Source organism: Defluviicoccus vanus, from assembly GCF_014672695.1.
GTDB classification, from domain to species: Bacteria; Pseudomonadota; Alphaproteobacteria; order Rhodospirillales; family Defluviicoccaceae; genus Defluviicoccus; species Defluviicoccus vanus.
In genome coordinates, this window is the sequence record NZ_CP053923.1 from 3,580,765 (window position 1) to 3,596,261 (window position 15,497).

12 protein-coding genes are annotated in these 15,497 nt (G+C 64.2%); 4 read left to right on the top strand and 8 right to left on the bottom strand.

Annotated elements, in window-relative coordinates; genetic code table 11:
• The first annotated feature begins 12 nt into the window (after window positions 1–12).
• A complete protein-coding gene (recQ, locus tag HQ394_RS16290; RefSeq protein WP_317628957.1) occupies window positions 13–1,890 on the top strand; it encodes a DNA helicase RecQ in 1,878 nt (625 codons plus the stop codon).
• 98 nt (window positions 1,891–1,988) lie between these two features.
• Window positions 1,989–3,350 (top strand): IS1182 family transposase, encoded by a 1,362-nt coding sequence (locus HQ394_RS16295; RefSeq protein WP_190260069.1) that lies wholly within the window; start codon window positions 1,989–1,991, stop codon window positions 3,348–3,350.
• A 126-nt stretch (window positions 3,351–3,476) separates the two neighbouring features.
• Here the strand turns inward: HQ394_RS16295 and ccoS are convergent, their stop codons facing one another.
• The 8 genes from ccoS to ccoN form a co-directional block, all read right to left on the bottom strand.
• A complete protein-coding gene (ccoS, locus tag HQ394_RS20210) occupies window positions 3,477–3,734 on the bottom strand; it encodes a cbb3-type cytochrome oxidase assembly protein CcoS (protein ID WP_223291652.1) in 258 nt (85 codons plus the stop codon).
• Window positions 3,631–6,210, bottom strand: coding sequence for a heavy metal translocating P-type ATPase (locus HQ394_RS16300; RefSeq protein WP_456151451.1), 2,580 nt, complete (start codon window positions 6,208–6,210; stop codon window positions 3,631–3,633). The genes ccoS and HQ394_RS16300 overlap by 104 nt, the downstream gene beginning before the upstream one ends.
• Complete coding sequence (locus HQ394_RS16305) at window positions 6,138–6,656, bottom strand: FixH family protein (protein WP_190261101.1); 519 nt, start codon at window positions 6,654–6,656, stop codon at window positions 6,138–6,140. The genes HQ394_RS16300 and HQ394_RS16305 overlap by 73 nt, the downstream gene beginning before the upstream one ends.
• Before the next feature lie 3 nt (window positions 6,657–6,659).
• Window positions 6,660–8,180 (bottom strand): cytochrome c oxidase accessory protein CcoG, encoded by a 1,521-nt coding sequence (gene ccoG, locus HQ394_RS16310; RefSeq protein ID WP_190263355.1) that lies wholly within the window; start codon window positions 8,178–8,180, stop codon window positions 6,660–6,662.
• Between the two features lie 193 nt (window positions 8,181–8,373).
• Window positions 8,374–9,231 carry a cytochrome-c oxidase, cbb3-type subunit III gene (ccoP, locus tag HQ394_RS16315; RefSeq protein ID WP_190261102.1) on the bottom strand — a complete coding sequence of 286 codons (858 nt, stop codon included), beginning with the start codon at window positions 9,229–9,231 and terminating at the stop codon, window positions 8,374–8,376.
• Window positions 9,232–9,233: 2 nt separating this feature from the next.
• Window positions 9,234–9,392, bottom strand: coding sequence for a cbb3-type cytochrome oxidase subunit 3 (locus HQ394_RS16320; protein ID WP_190261103.1), 159 nt, complete (start codon window positions 9,390–9,392; stop codon window positions 9,234–9,236).
• A gap of 11 nt (window positions 9,393–9,403) precedes the next feature.
• The gene (gene ccoO, locus HQ394_RS16325; protein ID WP_190261104.1) at window positions 9,404–10,129 is read right to left on the bottom strand and encodes a cytochrome-c oxidase, cbb3-type subunit II; all 726 of its coding nucleotides are present in this window, start codon (window positions 10,127–10,129) and stop codon (window positions 9,404–9,406) included.
• Between the two features lie 15 nt (window positions 10,130–10,144).
• On the bottom strand, window positions 10,145–11,620 hold the full coding sequence (gene ccoN / locus HQ394_RS16330) for a cytochrome-c oxidase, cbb3-type subunit I (RefSeq protein WP_190261105.1): 1,476 nt from the start codon (window positions 11,618–11,620) through the stop codon (window positions 10,145–10,147).
• A 478-nt stretch (window positions 11,621–12,098) separates the two neighbouring features.
• Between ccoN and HQ394_RS16335 the strand changes: the two genes are divergently transcribed.
• Together HQ394_RS16335 and HQ394_RS16340 are read left to right on the top strand one after the other, a co-directional pair.
• Window positions 12,099–13,298 carry a class I SAM-dependent rRNA methyltransferase gene (locus HQ394_RS16335; protein WP_190261106.1) on the top strand — a complete coding sequence of 400 codons (1,200 nt, stop codon included), beginning with the start codon at window positions 12,099–12,101 and terminating at the stop codon, window positions 13,296–13,298.
• Window positions 13,299–13,421: 123 nt separating this feature from the next.
• Window positions 13,422–15,062, top strand: a complete 1,641-nt coding sequence (locus HQ394_RS16340; protein WP_190261107.1) for a cation:proton antiporter domain-containing protein — start codon at window positions 13,422–13,424, stop codon at window positions 15,060–15,062.
• The last annotated feature ends 435 nt before the right edge of the window (window positions 15,063–15,497 follow it).

Consider the following 15,497-nt stretch of genomic DNA (forward strand, 5'->3'; position numbering starts at 1 on the left):
GGGCAGCGGTCGTTGAACACGACGCGCCCGCCCATGGCGTCGCCGGCGACTGCAATCGGCGATCCGCTGGCAGTGCTTGAAGCCGTCTTCGGCTTCAAGGGGTTCCGTCCCGGCCAGAACGAAGTCATCACCGCTGTTCTTGCCGGCGAAGACGTGCTTGCGGTCATGCCCACCGGCAGTGGCAAGTCGCTCTGCTATCAGCTGCCGGCGCTGATGCGCTCCGGGCTCACCGTGGTCGTCTCCCCGCTGATTGCCCTGATGCAAGACCAGGTTGGTCAACTGGTCGGCTGCGGTGTCGCCGCCGCGAGCCTCAACTCCGCTGCCGATCCGGCGGAGAATCGCCGCATCGTCCAGGCGATTCGCTCAGGTGAACTGCGGCTTCTCTACGTGGCACCGGAGCGCTTGACCCGTCCCGACACCCTTGATGACCTGTGCCGGGCGCGGATTGACCTGCTCGCTATCGACGAGGCGCACTGCGTCTCGCAATGGGGACATGACTTCCGGCCCGAATATCTCGCCCTCGGTCAGGTTCGCGAGCGGCTGGGTGGGGTGCAGACCATCGCGCTGACGGCCACTGCCGATGCGCCCACCCGCGACGACATTGCCGGCAAGCTGTTCAGTCGGCCGCCCCGAACCTTCGTGCGCTCCTTCGACCGGCCGAATCTCTACCTCTCCATGCTGCCAAAGGCGAATGCGCGCCGGCAGCTGCTGGGGTTTCTCGCTGCCAGACGTGAGCAGAGTGGCATCGTCTACTGTGCGTCGCGCAAGCGGACGGAAACGCTGGCGGCGCTGTTCAATGCCGAGGGATTTCGCGCCCTGCCCTATCACGCCGGGCTGGAGCCGGCGACGCGCAGTGCCAACCAATCGACCTTTCTTCGTCAGGATGGCGTGGTGATGGTGGCAACCGTAGCCTTTGGCATGGGGATCGACAAACCCGACGTCCGCTTCGTCTGTCATGCCGAGATGCCGAAGACCATCGAGAGTTACTACCAGGAGATCGGCCGTGCCGGGCGCGACGGACTTGCCGCCGACACGCTTACCCTCTACGGCCTTGATGATCTCCAGTTCCGCCGCCGTCAGATCGAAGACAGCGAATTACCCGAAGAGCGCAAGCGGATCGAGCAGCACCGGCTGAACGCGCTCCTTGCCCTGTGCGAAGCGCCGCGCTGCCGCCGCCAGACGTTGCTTGCCTATTTCGGCGAAAGCTCAGGGCCGTGCGATAACTGCGACCTCTGTCTGGAGAGGCCGCAGATTTTCGAGGCGACGATCGAGGCACAGAAGGCGATGTCGGCGATTCTGCGCACCGGTGAGCGCTTTGCCACCGAGCACCTGATTGCCCTCCTTACCGGCGAAGCCACCGAGGCAATCGAGCGCTACGGGCACAACACGCTGAAAACCTTCGGCGTTGGCAAGGAGCGGAGCGCCGGCGAGTGGCGCTCCATCTTTCGTCAGCTCTACGCCGCCGGCGTGATCCATCTCGACATTGTCCGCCACGGCCGCTGGAGCGTAACCGAATACGGTCGACGCATCCTGCGTGGAGAGGCGGCGATCCAACTGCGTCAGGATGTGCTGTCAGGCGCGCGGCCGGGACGCGAGCGAGGGAAAGCGGCGAAGTCGCCTGACCTGGAAGCGGCAGATCCGCAGCTGCTGGCAGCGCTGAAGGCGTTGCGCACGGAACTGGCTGGCGCGCAGCAGCTGCCGGCCTACGTGGTGTTTGCTGATCGGACGCTGATCGAAATGGCGGTGCTGCGGCCGACGTCGCTGACGGCACTGCGGGGTGTGCATGGCGTTGGCGAGGAGAAGCTGCGTCGCTATGGCGCCGCGTTTCTTGCCGTCCTCGCGGCGCAACCGGGGGCCGTGGTCGGCCGGGGCCGGCCCGCCGGCGATTGAGCGTGCAGGCTAGCAGCCTGTCGGACTTAACGCGAGGCGGAGCTGTGGGTTATAGAATCCGGGCATGGATTCACGCCCCCGGCCCGGACCTCTTCGGCATGAGCAACTTCCGCCCGATCGACCGCGACAGCGGATTTCTGATGCCGCCGTCGGTGGACGAGTGGCTTCCGCAGCGGCACTTGGCGCGGTTCGTGGTGGAGGTGATCGCGGGGCTGGATCTGCGGCCGATGACCGGCAGCTACCGTGGCTCTGGGGAAGCGTCCTACCACCCCAGCCTTCTGCTGGGCATTCTGATCTACGGCTACGCCACCGGGGTGTTCTCCAGCCGCAAGCTGGAGCGGGCGACCTATGACAGCGTGGCGTTCCGCTTCATCGCGGCGAACGATCATCCGGACCATGACACCATCGCCGCGTTCCGCCGACGCTTTCTGCCGCAGATCGAGAAGCTGTTCGTCCAGGTGCTGGTGCTCGCGCGCGAGATGGGCGTGCTGAAGCTGGGAACGGTCGGGCTCGACGGGACCAAGGTCCACGCCAATGCCAGCCGGCACAGCGCGCTGTCCTATGACCATGCGGGCAAGCTGGAGGCCCAACTGCAGGCCGAAGTGGCCGATCTCATGGCCAAGGCAGAAGCGGCGGACCAGGTGGACATCGCTGACGGCATGTCGATCCCCGACGAATTGGCGCGACGTGAGGAACGGTTGTCCAGGCTCGCCGAGGCCCGGGCGAAGATCGAGGCCCGCGCGAAGGAACGCTTCGAACGGGAGCAGGCAGACCATCAGGCGAAACTCGCAGCACGGGACGCCAAGGCAGCGGCCACCGGCAAGAAGCCCACGGGCCGTGAGCCGAAGCCGCCGGTGGCGACGCCGCTGCCCACGGATCAGATCAATCTGACCGACGAGGAAAGCCGCATCATGGCGGTGGCGGGCGGCGGTTTTGAGCAGTGCTACAATGCGCAGGCGGCGGTGGCGGCGGGCAGTCTGCTGGTGGTGGTCGCCGACGTGGTGCAGGCGCCCAACGACAAGCAGCAGCTTACACCCATGCTGGACAAGATCGGCACTCTGCCGGACGTGCTCGGCAGGCCGGACATGCTGTTGGCGGACAATGGCTACTTCAGCGAGGCGAATGTGCAGGCCTGTGTGGCCGGCGGGATCGAACCGCTGATCGCACTTGGTCGCGAGGCGCATCATCTCAGCCTGCAAGAGCGCTTCGCTGCGGCGCCACCGGCGCCCGAAGACCCCACCCCGGTTCAGGCGATGGCGTATCGGCTGCGCACACCGCAGGGCCGCGCGCTCTACGCCCTGCGCAAGCAGACGCCCGAGCCAGTGTTTGGCATCATCAAGTCCGTGCTGGGGTTCCGGCAGTTCCTGCTGCGCGGGCTCAATGCCGCCCGTGGCGAGTGGAGGCTTGTGACCATGGCATGGAACCTGAAGCGGATGTTCGCCCTCAGCCGCGCCGTCTAGCCTGCGCGGCCAGTTCCGCAGGCGCGCCAGCGCGACCGCACCGCCCAAAATGGCGCTGACAGAGGCGCCGACGCACCGATCCCTACGCAGGTCCGGCGACGCCCGAGACGCAAGTCCGACAGGCTGCTAGGCGCGTTTGTTGCTGTCGTCAGCGGCCGCCTGGGTCTGGTCTTCCGGGCTCGCCTGTCTTGCGCCCGCCCGACCTGGGCTCGACTCACTCCGGCTCGAATCATCTGGGCGCGTCTCTTCGTCTTCGAACAGGATGCGGTGGGCGGCGCCGTCAAGATCGTCGAACTGACCGGATTTGAGCGCCCAGAGGAAGGCGCCGAGGCCGAGCAAACCCAGAAGCAGTGCCAGCGGAATCAGGTAGATGATGACGTCCACGCTGNNTCCTCATTCGGTTGAGCCGCAACGCGTTGAGGATGACGATGATGGACGACGACGACATGGCGACAGCAGCGACCAGCGGCGTGACCAGGCCGGCGACCGCAAGCGGCACCGTCAGCGAATTGTAGACCAGCGCCAGGAGAAGATTTTGCCGGGCGATGCGCTGTGTTGCCCGGGCGGTGCCGATGGCTTCCAGGATCGGCGCCAGACGCGGGCTCTGAAACACCACATCGGCGGTCACCTGACTGATATCGACGGCGGTTGATGGTGACAGCGAAGCATGCGCCGCCGCCAGGGCCGGCGCGTCGTTGAGACCGTCGCCCACCATCGCCAGCCGCTGCCCGCTGGCACTGAGTGCCGCCAGCGCGCGCACCTTTTCCGCCGGTCGCAGTGCTGCTTGCCACGCGGCGATACCGACGGCGTCAGCGACGGCGGCGACCACCGGTGGCTGATCGCCTGACAACAGGTGCAGCGCGAAGCCACGTCCGCGCAACGCCGCCACTGTTTGTGCCGCGTCCGCCCGCAACCGGTCGGCAAAGGTGAAGCAGACCGGCGGAGCGTCCGGCTCGACAAACCAGAGTTCCGGGCCGGTTGCAGGCGTGCTGCTCTCCGTTCCGACGAAGCTTCGACTGCCGAGGCGCACCGTACCGGCGGCGGTCAGCCGTTCCAGGCCGCAGCCGGGCAGCTCGCGCACGCCATCCGCGGATGTTACCGGCCCGCCCAGCGCCTCGGCGGCGCGAACGAGGGCGCGTGCCAGCGGGTGGCGGCTGGCGGCCGCGAGCGCTGCTGCCCGTCGCACCACCGCGCTGTCGACGCAGTTGGCTTCGTTCAATTGCGGCAACCCCTCGGTCAGGGTGCCGGTCTTATCGAAGGCGACGGCAGTGCAGCCAGCGAGCCGTTCCAGCGCGGTGCCGGACTTCACCAGGATGCCCTGTCGCAGCAGCCGCCCCACCGCGACCACCTGCGTCACCGGCACCGCCAGGGCCAGGGCGCAGGGGCAGGTGATGATGAGAACGGCGACGGCGTTGAGCAGCGCCGTTTGCCAGGCAGCACCGAGAACGAGCCACCAGCCGAGAAAGGTGGCGAGGGCGGCAGTGTGGACGAAGGGGGTGTAGTAGCGGGCGATCCGGTCGGCGAGGACCACGTAGCGGCTGCGGTGCTGCTCGGCAGCCTCCACCAGCCGGCCGATCTCGGCGAGCAGGGTGCTGTCGCCGACGGCGGTCACCACGATGCGCAGCGGGGCGGTGAGGTTCAAGGTGCCGGCAAAAACCGTCGTCGCCGGACCGACGGATTTCGGCAACGTTTCGCCGTCGATCAGGCTGGTGTCGATGCTGGACTGGCCGTCGATGACGCGACCGTCCACCGGAATGCGTTCGCCGGCGGCTGCCATCACCAGCATTCCGGGCTCTACCTGTGCTGCTGCCATCGCCCGGCTGCTGCCGTCGGCGTCGACGACGGTGACGGAGGTCGCGCGCAGGGCCATCAGGTGTTCCACCGACGAGCGGGCGCGGCTACGGACGCGGCTATCCAGGTAGCGGCCGACGAGGAGGAAAAACAGCAAACCGACGGCGGAGTCGAAGTAAGCGTGCTCGGCGCCGCGAATCGTTTCGTACAGGCTCATCGCCGAGGCCAGCGTCACCCCGAGCGAAATGGGGACGTCCATGTTGGTGCGGCGGTGGGCGAGAGCGGCCAAGGCGGAGCGGAAGAAGGGGCGGGCGGCATAGAGGATGGCCGGCAGGGCGATCAGCGCCGACAGCCAGTGCATGAGCGTCCGCGTCGCCGGTCCCATGTCCTCGCCGTATCCGGCCCAGATGGAGACCGAGAGCAGCATGACATTGGCGAACGCAAACCCGGCGACCGCCATCGCCCGCAGCAGCGAGCGCTCCCGCTCGGCGTCGGCGCGGGAAATGGCGGCGGGATCGCGCGGCAGGAGGCGGTAGCCGAGGGCGTTGACGCTGCTGACCAGGCTGGCCGGATCGGTGACGTCCGGTCGCCAGCGGAGCAGGACGTGGCGCGAGGTCATGTTGACCCGGGCAGCGACGACGCCCGGCTGTCGCGAGAGGACGGATTCAATCAGCCAGACGCAGGCACCGCAGTGGAGCCCCTCGACAACCAAATGAAGGCGAGCGGTGCCGTCCGCGGCCGCCTCCACGTAAGGTGACAGATCCTGCGCCGTCGCATCGTCATCCGGCCGTAGCGGCCGCTGTTGGGGGTCGATCGAGCGGCGGGCGTAATAGGCATCGAGGCCAAGATTGTGCACCAGTGCGTAGGCGCCTGCGCAGCCATTGCAGCAGAAATGTGCGCCGCGAGGCGCCGGCAAGCCGCAGTGCCGGCAGGCGACGACATCGGCAGAGAGCGTCTCCCGCTCCGTATCCGATGTCGCCATCGCCGCCGTGGGCATCATGGCATCATGATGCGCCGCGTCGCCTGAAAGGTTTCGTCGCCGCGCCGTGCATGCACGCGGACGTCCCATTGTCCCGGCAGCGGCAGCGTCACCATCGCCGCATAGTGGCCGCCCACCTGTTCGTCGAGGGCCGCCGACGCATCGTGGCCGCTGTTCGTCGGCCGCAGGAGGTACGCCTCGACCGTAAGACCACTCAGCGGATACCCGTCACGATCGGTAAACGTTGCGACCACGTCGGCTTGCCGGCCGCCGGCAGCTGATGTCTGCTCGCCAGGGTGAGGTGCGACGGCGACCGCCATCTGCCAGCCACGCGCATCCTGCGCTTCGGCAGCAGCGATTGTCTGATTGTATTTGAGACCCTTGCGATAGGCGTCTTCAGTATCAAGGCCGGGAAAGGTCTCAAGGGCAAGGGTAATCATCACGGCGTTGACGGCAATCACCACCATCATGCCGACGACGAAGATCCATGGATACCACCAGCCGGATGGCCGCTGCCGTGCCAGAGACATGGTCATTCCTTATTCTCCCGGCCCGTTGAACACTGCGTTGTGGACGAGCATCTGCCGCGTGGCGAGATCAGTAAGCACAAGACGAAAGTCTGTCGACTTGCCTTTCAGGCTCGACAAAGGGGCTTTGACGAAGACACGGAAGGTGCCGATGTCGTCAGGCATCACCGTCAGTTCAACCGATGGCGATGGCTGGGGCTGAATGCCGATGACGGTGATTTCACCGCCCGGCAGGCCATCCGTCGCCAACAGGAAGGTCTTCGGCTCGCGCTCCATGTTCAGGATCTTGAAGGTGAAGCCGTTGCGGTAGCCACCGTCGGACAGCTTGACGAACAGTGGCTGTCGATCATGCAGCAGACTGACGTCCAGGCGCGTGCGGGTGGCAAGCGTGTAGGCCATCACCGCAGCGATGATGGCGAGCAGCACCATGTAGGCGATGGTGCGGGGGCGGATCAGCCGCCGACGCGTCGGTCTGCTCTCGGCGCGGGCGATCTGATTGTTGATCGAATCATAGGTGATGAGTTCGGCGGGACGGCCGAAGCGCTGCATGATGTCGTTGCAGGCGTCGATGCAGAGGCCGCAGCCGATGCAGGCCATCTGTTGCCCTTTGCGAATATCGACGCCGGTGGGGCACACCTGCCAGCACATGCCGCAGTCGACGCAATCGCCGCGTGCCTCGAAGGACTGTCCCTTGCGTGCCGGCGCCCGCGGTTCGCCGCGCCAAGCTTCGTAGGTAACGATGGCCGAATCCTCGTCGAACATCGCCGACTGAAAGCGCGGCCACGGACACATGTAGATGCACACTTGCTCACGCGCCCAGCCGGCCAGGACGTAGGTGGTCATCGTAAAGATGAAAATGAAGCTGTAGACCGTCGAAGAGAGTTCGCCGGTTACGAAATGGTGGACCAGTGTTGGCGCGTCGTAGAAGTACATGATCCAGGCGCCGCCAGTGGCGAGGGCGATGAGAAACCAGGCGACGTGCTTCGCGGCCTTGCGGCCGATCTTGCCCGCACTCATCGGCGCCTTGTCGAGTCGGATGCGGGCGTTGCGATCACCCTCGATCTTCCGCTCCACCCACATGAAGAGATCGGTCCACACCGTCTGCGGGCAGGTGAAACCGCACCAGACGCGGCCGAACCAGGCCGTGGCCAGGAACAGGCCGATGGCTCCCAGGATCAGCATGCCGGTGAGGTAGTAGATTTCCTGCGGCCAGATTTCGATGCCGAAAAAATAGGCGCGGCGGCCGGGCATGTCGATGAGCAGGGCCTGATTCGGCGCGTCCGGTCCGCGGTTCCAGCGAAGCCAGGGGGCAACATAATAGAGGGTGAGCAGAGTCGCCACCACGCCCCATTTCACCCGCCGCCAGAAGCCCTGCACGCTGCGTGCGTAAACCTTGATGCGAGTGGCGTACAGCCGCTGTTCGGTATTCGGCCGCGTGGCTTCCTCGCTGGGGGCGATGGGGGCCGCCCGCCTGCGGCTGGCCGGAGGCAGGGCATCTTTCGACTCCAGGGCGCTGTTGTTCAGTTGTTGCATGCTTGTTTTCTGCCTCATGTCTCGGCCGCGCATGTCGGGGCGCGGTTAGCCGGCACAACCGTACTCCCCCGACAAACAACAAGGGGAGGGTGAGGCCACGCCTTGACCATCACCGCTCCCCTGATCCCCTCGTCTTTATATTAGACAGTACGCACATTCGCAAAGCAATCCGGCGTACGTCGTTTACAATCGCCTACTCGCCGCCACCCAGCGAATGGACGTAGATCGCCGCCTGTTTGATCTCGGTATCGCTCAGCCGACCGTGCCACGCGGGCATGACGCCCTGACGCGGATTGGTGATCTGGGCAACGATGGCAGCCTTGCTATCGCCGTAGAGCCAGATCTGGTCAGTCAGGTTGGGCGCGCCGAGGTCCTGGTTGCCCTTGCCAAACTCGCCATGGCAGACGGCACAGTTATCGGCGAACAACTTGGCGCCGGTGGCATTATCGGCACCGTGGCCACTGAGCGACAGCACATGGTCGGCGAGGGCACTGATCTCATCACGCTTGAGGATCTCACCGAAGACCGGCATCTGCGAGATGCGTGCCTCGGCATCGGTGGTATTGCGAATGCCGTGCTGGATGGTGGTGTAGATGGCGTTGATGGAGCCGCCCCAAATCCAATCGTCATCCACCAGCGTCGGGAAGCCACCCGGCCGGCCGACACCGGCAGTGCCATGGCAGGGGGCACAGTTATTGGCGAAGATGACCCGCCCACCCGCGGTGGCGATCGTCGTCAGGTCCGGGTCGTCGAGAATTTGCGCGACAGGCGTCGCGGTGATCTTGTCACTCCAGACGGAGCGCTCCTGTTCGAGCGCCGCCATCTGCTGGTTGAACTCCTTGCGTGTCGAATAACCCAGCACGCCCTTGGCGTAACCCGACAACCACGGCCAGGATGGGTAGAATATGGAATAGCCGATCGCCCAAGCGATGCAGATGTAAAAGACCCATAGCCACCACGAGGGCAGTGGCGTGTTCAATTCCTTGATACCATCCCATTCGTGGCCGGTCGTTTCCGTGCCGGACAGGGTGTCGACCTCTTTGGTCGCCATCATCATCCTCCGTTATCGTCTTTGAACGGGATGCTTGCATCCTCTTCGAAACGTTTGCGGTTCTTCGGCCGATAAGCCCACCACACCACGCCCGCGAACACGAGCATCAACCAGATGATCCAGAGCGAGCGAGCCCAATCGTAGATAGCTTGAAGATCCACCGGCGTCGCTCCTAGCGGTAGTCCAGTTCCGGTTTGTAGTCTTTGAAGTCGACGAGGGTGCCCAGCATTTGCAGATAGGCGATAACGGCGTCGGCTTCGGTGACACCGGCATGGCTGCTGCTGAAGGGGCCAACGACGGCCTTCGGGTAGCGATTGCCCAGCGCGGTCGCATCGCCCTCACCGGTGGCCTGGGCTTCGAGGTCGGCAACCGCATTGGCGATGTCATCATCCGTGTAGGNGGTGCCGATCGTCTGCAGCGTCTTCATGTTCTCGGCGATGCTGTGGTACTTCAGCGGCGTATCGGCAAGGAACGGGTAGGATGGCATGACCGATTCCGGCACGACGCTGCGCGGGTTGATCAGGTGCGCCAAGTGCCAGTCACTGGAATACTTGCCGCCGACACGGGCCAGATCGGGACCCGTTCGCTTCGATCCCCACTGGAACGGGTGGTCGTACTTGCTTTCGGCGGCGAGGCTGTAATGGCCAAAGCGCTCGGCTTCGTCGCGGAACGGCCGGATCATCTGGCTGTGGCAAAGGTAGCAGCCTTCGCGGACGTAGATATCGCGGCCTGCGAGTTCGAGCGGCGAATAGGGGCGAACGCCGCCCACTTTTTCGATCGTCTGTTCCATTTGAAACAGCGGCACCAACTGGACCAGACCACCGATTGACACGGTGATCAGGGTGCAGACCGCAAGCAGGATAACGTTCTTTTCGAGCGGGGCGTGGCTGAGTCGCATTGATCGTCCTCCCAACTACTCAGCCGCGCGAATGGCGACGGGGACCGGCTGCACGAAGGCTTGCTCGGTGCGGATGTCGCCGCGCAGGGTGCGGATTAGGTTATAGACCATGATTAGGGCACCGAGCAGGAACAAGGTGCCACCGGCGGCGCGAATGACGTAGTAGGGGTGCATCGCTTCCACGGTCTCAATGAAGGAATACTGCAGGAAGCCGAGCTTGTCGTAGGCCCGCCACATCAGGCCCTGCATGATCCCGGAGATCCACATCGAAGTGATGTAAAGGACGATGCCGATCGTCGCGATCCAGAAATGGTAGGTGACGAGGCGCAGGCTGTAGAGCCGGGCGCGATTCCACAAGCGTGGCACCAGGAAGTAGATGGCACCGAAGCTGACGAAGGCCACCCAGCCCAAGGCACCCGAGTGCACGTGGCCGATGGTCCAGTCGGTGTAGTGGCTGAGCGAGTTGACCGGTTTGATCGACATCATCGGCCCTTCGAAGGTGCTCATGCCGTAGAAGGCCACTGACACGACCAGAAAGCGCAGGATCGGGTCGGTGCGCAGTTTGTCCCAGGCGCCCGAGAGGGTCATGATACCGTTGATCATGCCACCCCAGGACGGCATCCACAGCATGATCGAGAAGATCATGCCGAGCGTTTGCGTCCAATCGGGCAGGGCGGTGTAGGNCAGGTGGTGCGGGCCAGCCCATATGTAGAGAAAGATCAGCGTCCAGAAGTGAACGATGGAAAGACGATAGGAGTAGACGGGACGTTCGGCCTGCTTCGGAATGAAGTAGTACATCATGCCGAGGAAGCCAGCGGTGAGGAAGAATCCCACGGCATTATGGCCGTACCACCACTGCGTCATCGCGTCCTGCACACCAGACCAGACAATGTAGCTCTTGGTGCCAAAGAACGACACCGGGATTGCCAGGTTGTTGACGATGTGCAGCATCGCAATGGTGATGATGAAGGCGAGATAGAACCAGTTGGCCACGTAGATATGCGGCTCGCGGCGCTTCATCAGCGTGCCGGCAAAGCAGACCAGATACGCAACCCAGACAATCGCCAGCCAGAGGTCGACGTACCATTCGGGCTCGGCGTATTCCTTGCTTTGGGTGATGCCCAGCAGATAGCCGGACGCCGCCATGACGATAACCGCCTGATAGCCCCAGAAGAGGAAATTACCCAGGCCGGAACCGCCGAACAGCGAGGTACGACAGGTCCGCTGCACCACATAAAGCGAGGTGGCGAACAGGGCATTGCCGCCGAAGGCAAAGATCACCGCCGACGTGTGCAGGGGGCGTAAACGGCCGAATGTGGTCCACGGCAGGTCGAGATTCAGCACTGGGAAGGCGAGTTCCCAGGCGATCCAGACACCGGCGAGGAACCCGGCGATGCCCCAGAAGACGGTTGCAAGTGTAAATTTCTTAATGACGTCGTCATTGTAAACCGGGACGCCTGGAGGCGATCCGGCGACGGCGGCTACGCTCATGTTCCTCTCCCGACCTTAGCCATCGCAATAACTCTCCCTGCGGCCGCATGTTGCGACCGCGCCGCTCCCCCAGACTTTTAAACCGGTTCTGCCGCCCCTGTCGCGTCATCCGATGAAAGGCTATCGCATGCTGTCGCACCGATGACACACCGCGGACTTCGAACACCCGACCGCCGCCGCCGCGTATGGCCTCCAGAGTCGAAGGCTTCCATTAGAATTAACGCATCCTATGTCGCAGACTTGGACTAGTCAACGTGGATGCTCTTTGGAGGTGCTGCAAATTGCTTCCTATGCTCCTCACCCGCAAGAGAAAGTAAACGCTGCCGACGCTGCCTGTTCCGTTTGGCATCAAATCGAGAATGATTTGCATTTGCGCTTCTGTGCGAACACCATTGATGCTGTGGCGAGACGCCGCTTTCGCGACTGCAGCCGTCAGGCTACCCTTCGATCACCCACGATTAGCACTGGAGACCACAGCATGACCGGCGACAGCGGGGCGATGCCTCGCGTGTTTCTCAGGCCCGGGAACGATCAGCGCATTTCCCGCGGTCATCCCTGGGCCTATTCCAATGAGATCCGCTTGGACCCGGCGACGAAGGAGCTGGCACCAGGAGCGTTGGTCAGGCTGCATCGTGCCGACGGCAAACCGCTTGGCGTCGGCAGTTTCAATCCGCATGCGTTGATCGCGTTTCGTCTCTTTGATCCCGATCCGGACGCCGTGGTCGATGCCGACTTCTTTGCCGCCCGGCTGCACCGCGCCCTGGCGTCACGGCAGCGGCTGTTCGCGGTGCCCTATTATCGACTGCTGCACGCCGAAGCCGACGGCTTCCCTGGTCTGATCGCCGATCGGTTCGGCGATACGATGGTGCTGCAGGTCAATACCGCGGCGATGGAAGGCCTCGCCCCGGCGTGGTCTGCTGCCCTGGAGGCGGTGGTGGCGCCGGCGGTGATCGTCCTGCGCAACGATACGGCGATGCGTCTGTCCGAGCGGCTGACGCAGGAGGTTAGCGTTGAGAAAGGGGAAGTCACCGGGCCAGTGAAGGTGTGCGAAGGCGCGGCCGTCTATCTCGCCGACGTTGTCGCCGGTCAGAAGACCGGCTGGTTTTATGATCAGCGCGACAACCGCGCCGCTGTTGCCGCGGTCAGTGCCGGTGCGCGTGTCCTCGATGTCTTCTGCCACAGCGGTGGCTTCGCCATCGCCGCGGCGCTGCAGGGTGCACGGACGTGTGTCGGAGTCGATTCTTCGGAACTGGCACTGGGATTGGCGCAGCAGGCGGCGGCGGCAAACGCGGTAAGTGAGCGCTGCAGCTTTCGCCGTGGCGATGCGTTCGATGCACTGACGGAGTACGTCAGCAGCGGCGAGCGGTTCGACGTGGTGATCTGCGATCCTCCCGCCTTCGTCAAATCCCGCAAGGATCTGGCGACCGGACTGCGGGGCTACCGCAAGCTCGCCCGTCTCGCCGCGACCGTTGTTGCGCCGGGAGGCATGCTGTTCGTTGCGTCGTGCTCCCACAATGTGGAGGCGGCTCCCTTCGCGATCGAGGTCGCCCGCGGCATCGACGCCGCTGGGCGGAGCGGCCGCATCCTGCGCGAGGGCGGCGCGGCAGCGGATCATCCACGTCACCTGCACCTGCCGGAAAGCACCTACCTGAAGTCGCTGCTGATCCAGATTGATTGAATCCGGCAGCTGAGGTTTTTCCTCGGATTCGTTTTGGTCCCGGCGCAGCGGCGTTCTATTGTTTCGCCGCCGTCGCCGCATCCTGCACCCCGCAGGGACACCCTTCATGGACCCGACACCTTAATGCCGGAACACCACGATTATATGCGCGACGTGCTGATCCTGCTCATCGCGCTGCTGGCACTGGTGCCGCTGTTCGTCCGTCTGCGCCTCGGCAATGTCCTTGGCTATCTGACCATCGGCATCGTCGTTGGCCCGCTCGGGCTCGGTCTGATCAGCGGCGATGAGAGTACCGGGGCGCTGGGGGAATTGGGTGTCGTCTTTCTGCTCTTCAGCATCGGCCTTGAGATCAACGTCGAACGGCTGCGGCTCTTCGGGTTGCGCACCTATGGCATGGCGCTGCTGCAAATCCCGGTAACCGCGGTGCCGATTGCCGTGCTGGCGCATCTGACCGGTCTGTCCGTTGCCGGCTCGCTTCTCGTCGGTGGTGCCCTCGCGGTTTCGTCCACCGCAATCGTCATCCAGCTGCTCAGTGAACGCGGCCAGATGACCGGTCAGGTGGGGCGTGCGGCGATTGCGATCCTGCTGATGCAGGACCTGGCGGTGGCACCGATGATCGTCCTGGTCACTGCCTACGGCGCGGCGGGGCAATCGCTGGGCGCGGCGCTCGGGCTCGCAAGCATCAAGTTCGTCATCTTCGTGCTGCTGATCGCGGTTGGCCAGCGGCTGGCCCTGCGGCCGCTGTTGCGCCTTGCCGCCAGTGCCGGTGAGCCGGAGGTGTTTACTGCCGCGGCCCTGCTGCTTGTGCTTGGTATTGGCTGGCTGTCGCAGACAGTGGGGTTGTCCATGGCACTCGGCGCCTTCGTCGCCGGGTTGCTGGTTGCCGATACGGAATTCCGCCATCAGGTATCAGCCGACATCGAGCCGGTCCGCGGCCTTCTGCTCGGACTGTTTTTCGTCAGCGTCGGCATGGGCCTGGATCTGCGGTTCGCCGCTGCCCATCTGCCGACGATCGCGGCGGTGGTGGCGGTGGCGATGGCGGTCAAGGCGTCGGCGATGTTTATCGTCGCCAAGGCCTTCCGTTTGTCCTCGCCGCGCGCCCTAGGCCTGGCCGGACTCCTCGCCCAGGGCAGCGAATTCGCCTTCGTCCTTCTGCCGCTCGGCATCGCCAATGGCCTGCTCGACCGGACCACCGCCCAGGTGATCACCGTGTCGGTGGGGCTGACGATGGCGATCATGCCCATTGGCGCCCTTGTCGTCGACCTGATCGCCCCGTGGTTTTTGCGCGGCAGGCCATCGCTGGGCGACATCGAGTCGGAAAGTGGCGAGCTCAAAGGCCATGTGGTCATCGCCGGCTTCGGTCAGGTTGGCATGTCGGTCGCTCGCTTTCTCGTCGGCGAGCAGGTGCCGATTCTCGTTCTCGATCTCTCGCAACAGCGGGTCGCCGAGAGCCGCCGCCGCGGCCTGCCGGTGTTCTACGGCAACGCCACCCGTAAGGACGTGCTGCGCGCGTCGCGGCTCGATCGGGCGCAGGTGCTGGTCGTGGTCGTTCCAGATCCGAAAACGGCGGAGCAGATCACCACCATCGCGCGTCAATCCTTTCGTCATCTTCGCATCTTCGTGCGTGCGCGCGATGAGAGCTGGGTTGCGAAGCTGCGTGCTGCCGGCGCCGATGCGGTCGTCCTCGACGGCCTGACCACCGCCCTTGATCTGGTGGAGCGGGTGATGATCTTTCATGCTCCGGAAATCGCCGGCGACGGATAGCGACCGATACAGCATGATGTGGCGATTACAGCGGCCGATGCTGTCGCTGCGAGCGTCTTCTACTTAGTACTTAGCGTAATCGGCGATGGTATGCGTCCAAAACATGGCGGGAATGCACCGGCCGCCATTGCACGCAACCTATGGACGGTGCAATGGAAAACAGAGCCAACGATTGTTAGCGAGCCGCGCGGGAGTCATATCAACGTCATTTTTTGTTGCTTTCGCCCCACCGGGCAGCTAAGCGGGCGACTAACATGTTGATTACTGTCCCGAGTTTCCATCGCTTCGGGTCGCTGGTTCACAGGCGCTTTTGCAGCGTCCTCTCGGCCGGCATCCTTCTGCTGCAAAGGCTAGGCGAAGGCCTCTTCGGGCTTATCCCCCTTATCCCCTAACTGTGCCCAATGCTTGGTGCGTCAGATCCAGAGGAGTTTGATC

Excerpts from the sequence above, each read along its gene's own strand:
- HQ394_RS16305 (WP_190261101.1), bottom strand. The coding sequence starts at position 6,656 with ATGACCATGTCTCTGGCACGGCAGCGGCCATCCGGCTGGTGGTATCCA.
- HQ394_RS16335 (WP_190261106.1), top strand. The coding sequence starts at position 12,099 with ATGACCGGCGACAGCGGGGCGATGCCTCGCGTGTTTCTCAGGCCCGGG.
- ccoG (WP_190263355.1), bottom strand. The coding sequence starts at position 8,180 with ATGCAACAACTGAACAACAGCGCCCTGGAGTCGAAAGATGCCCTGCCT.
- HQ394_RS16340 (WP_190261107.1), top strand. The coding sequence starts at position 13,422 with ATGCCGGAACACCACGATTATATGCGCGACGTGCTGATCCTGCTCATC.
- ccoP (WP_190261102.1), bottom strand. The coding sequence starts at position 9,231 with ATGGCGACCAAAGAGGTCGACACCCTGTCCGGCACGGAAACGACCGGC.
- HQ394_RS16295 (WP_190260069.1), top strand. The coding sequence starts at position 1,989 with ATGAGCAACTTCCGCCCGATCGACCGCGACAGCGGATTTCTGATGCCG.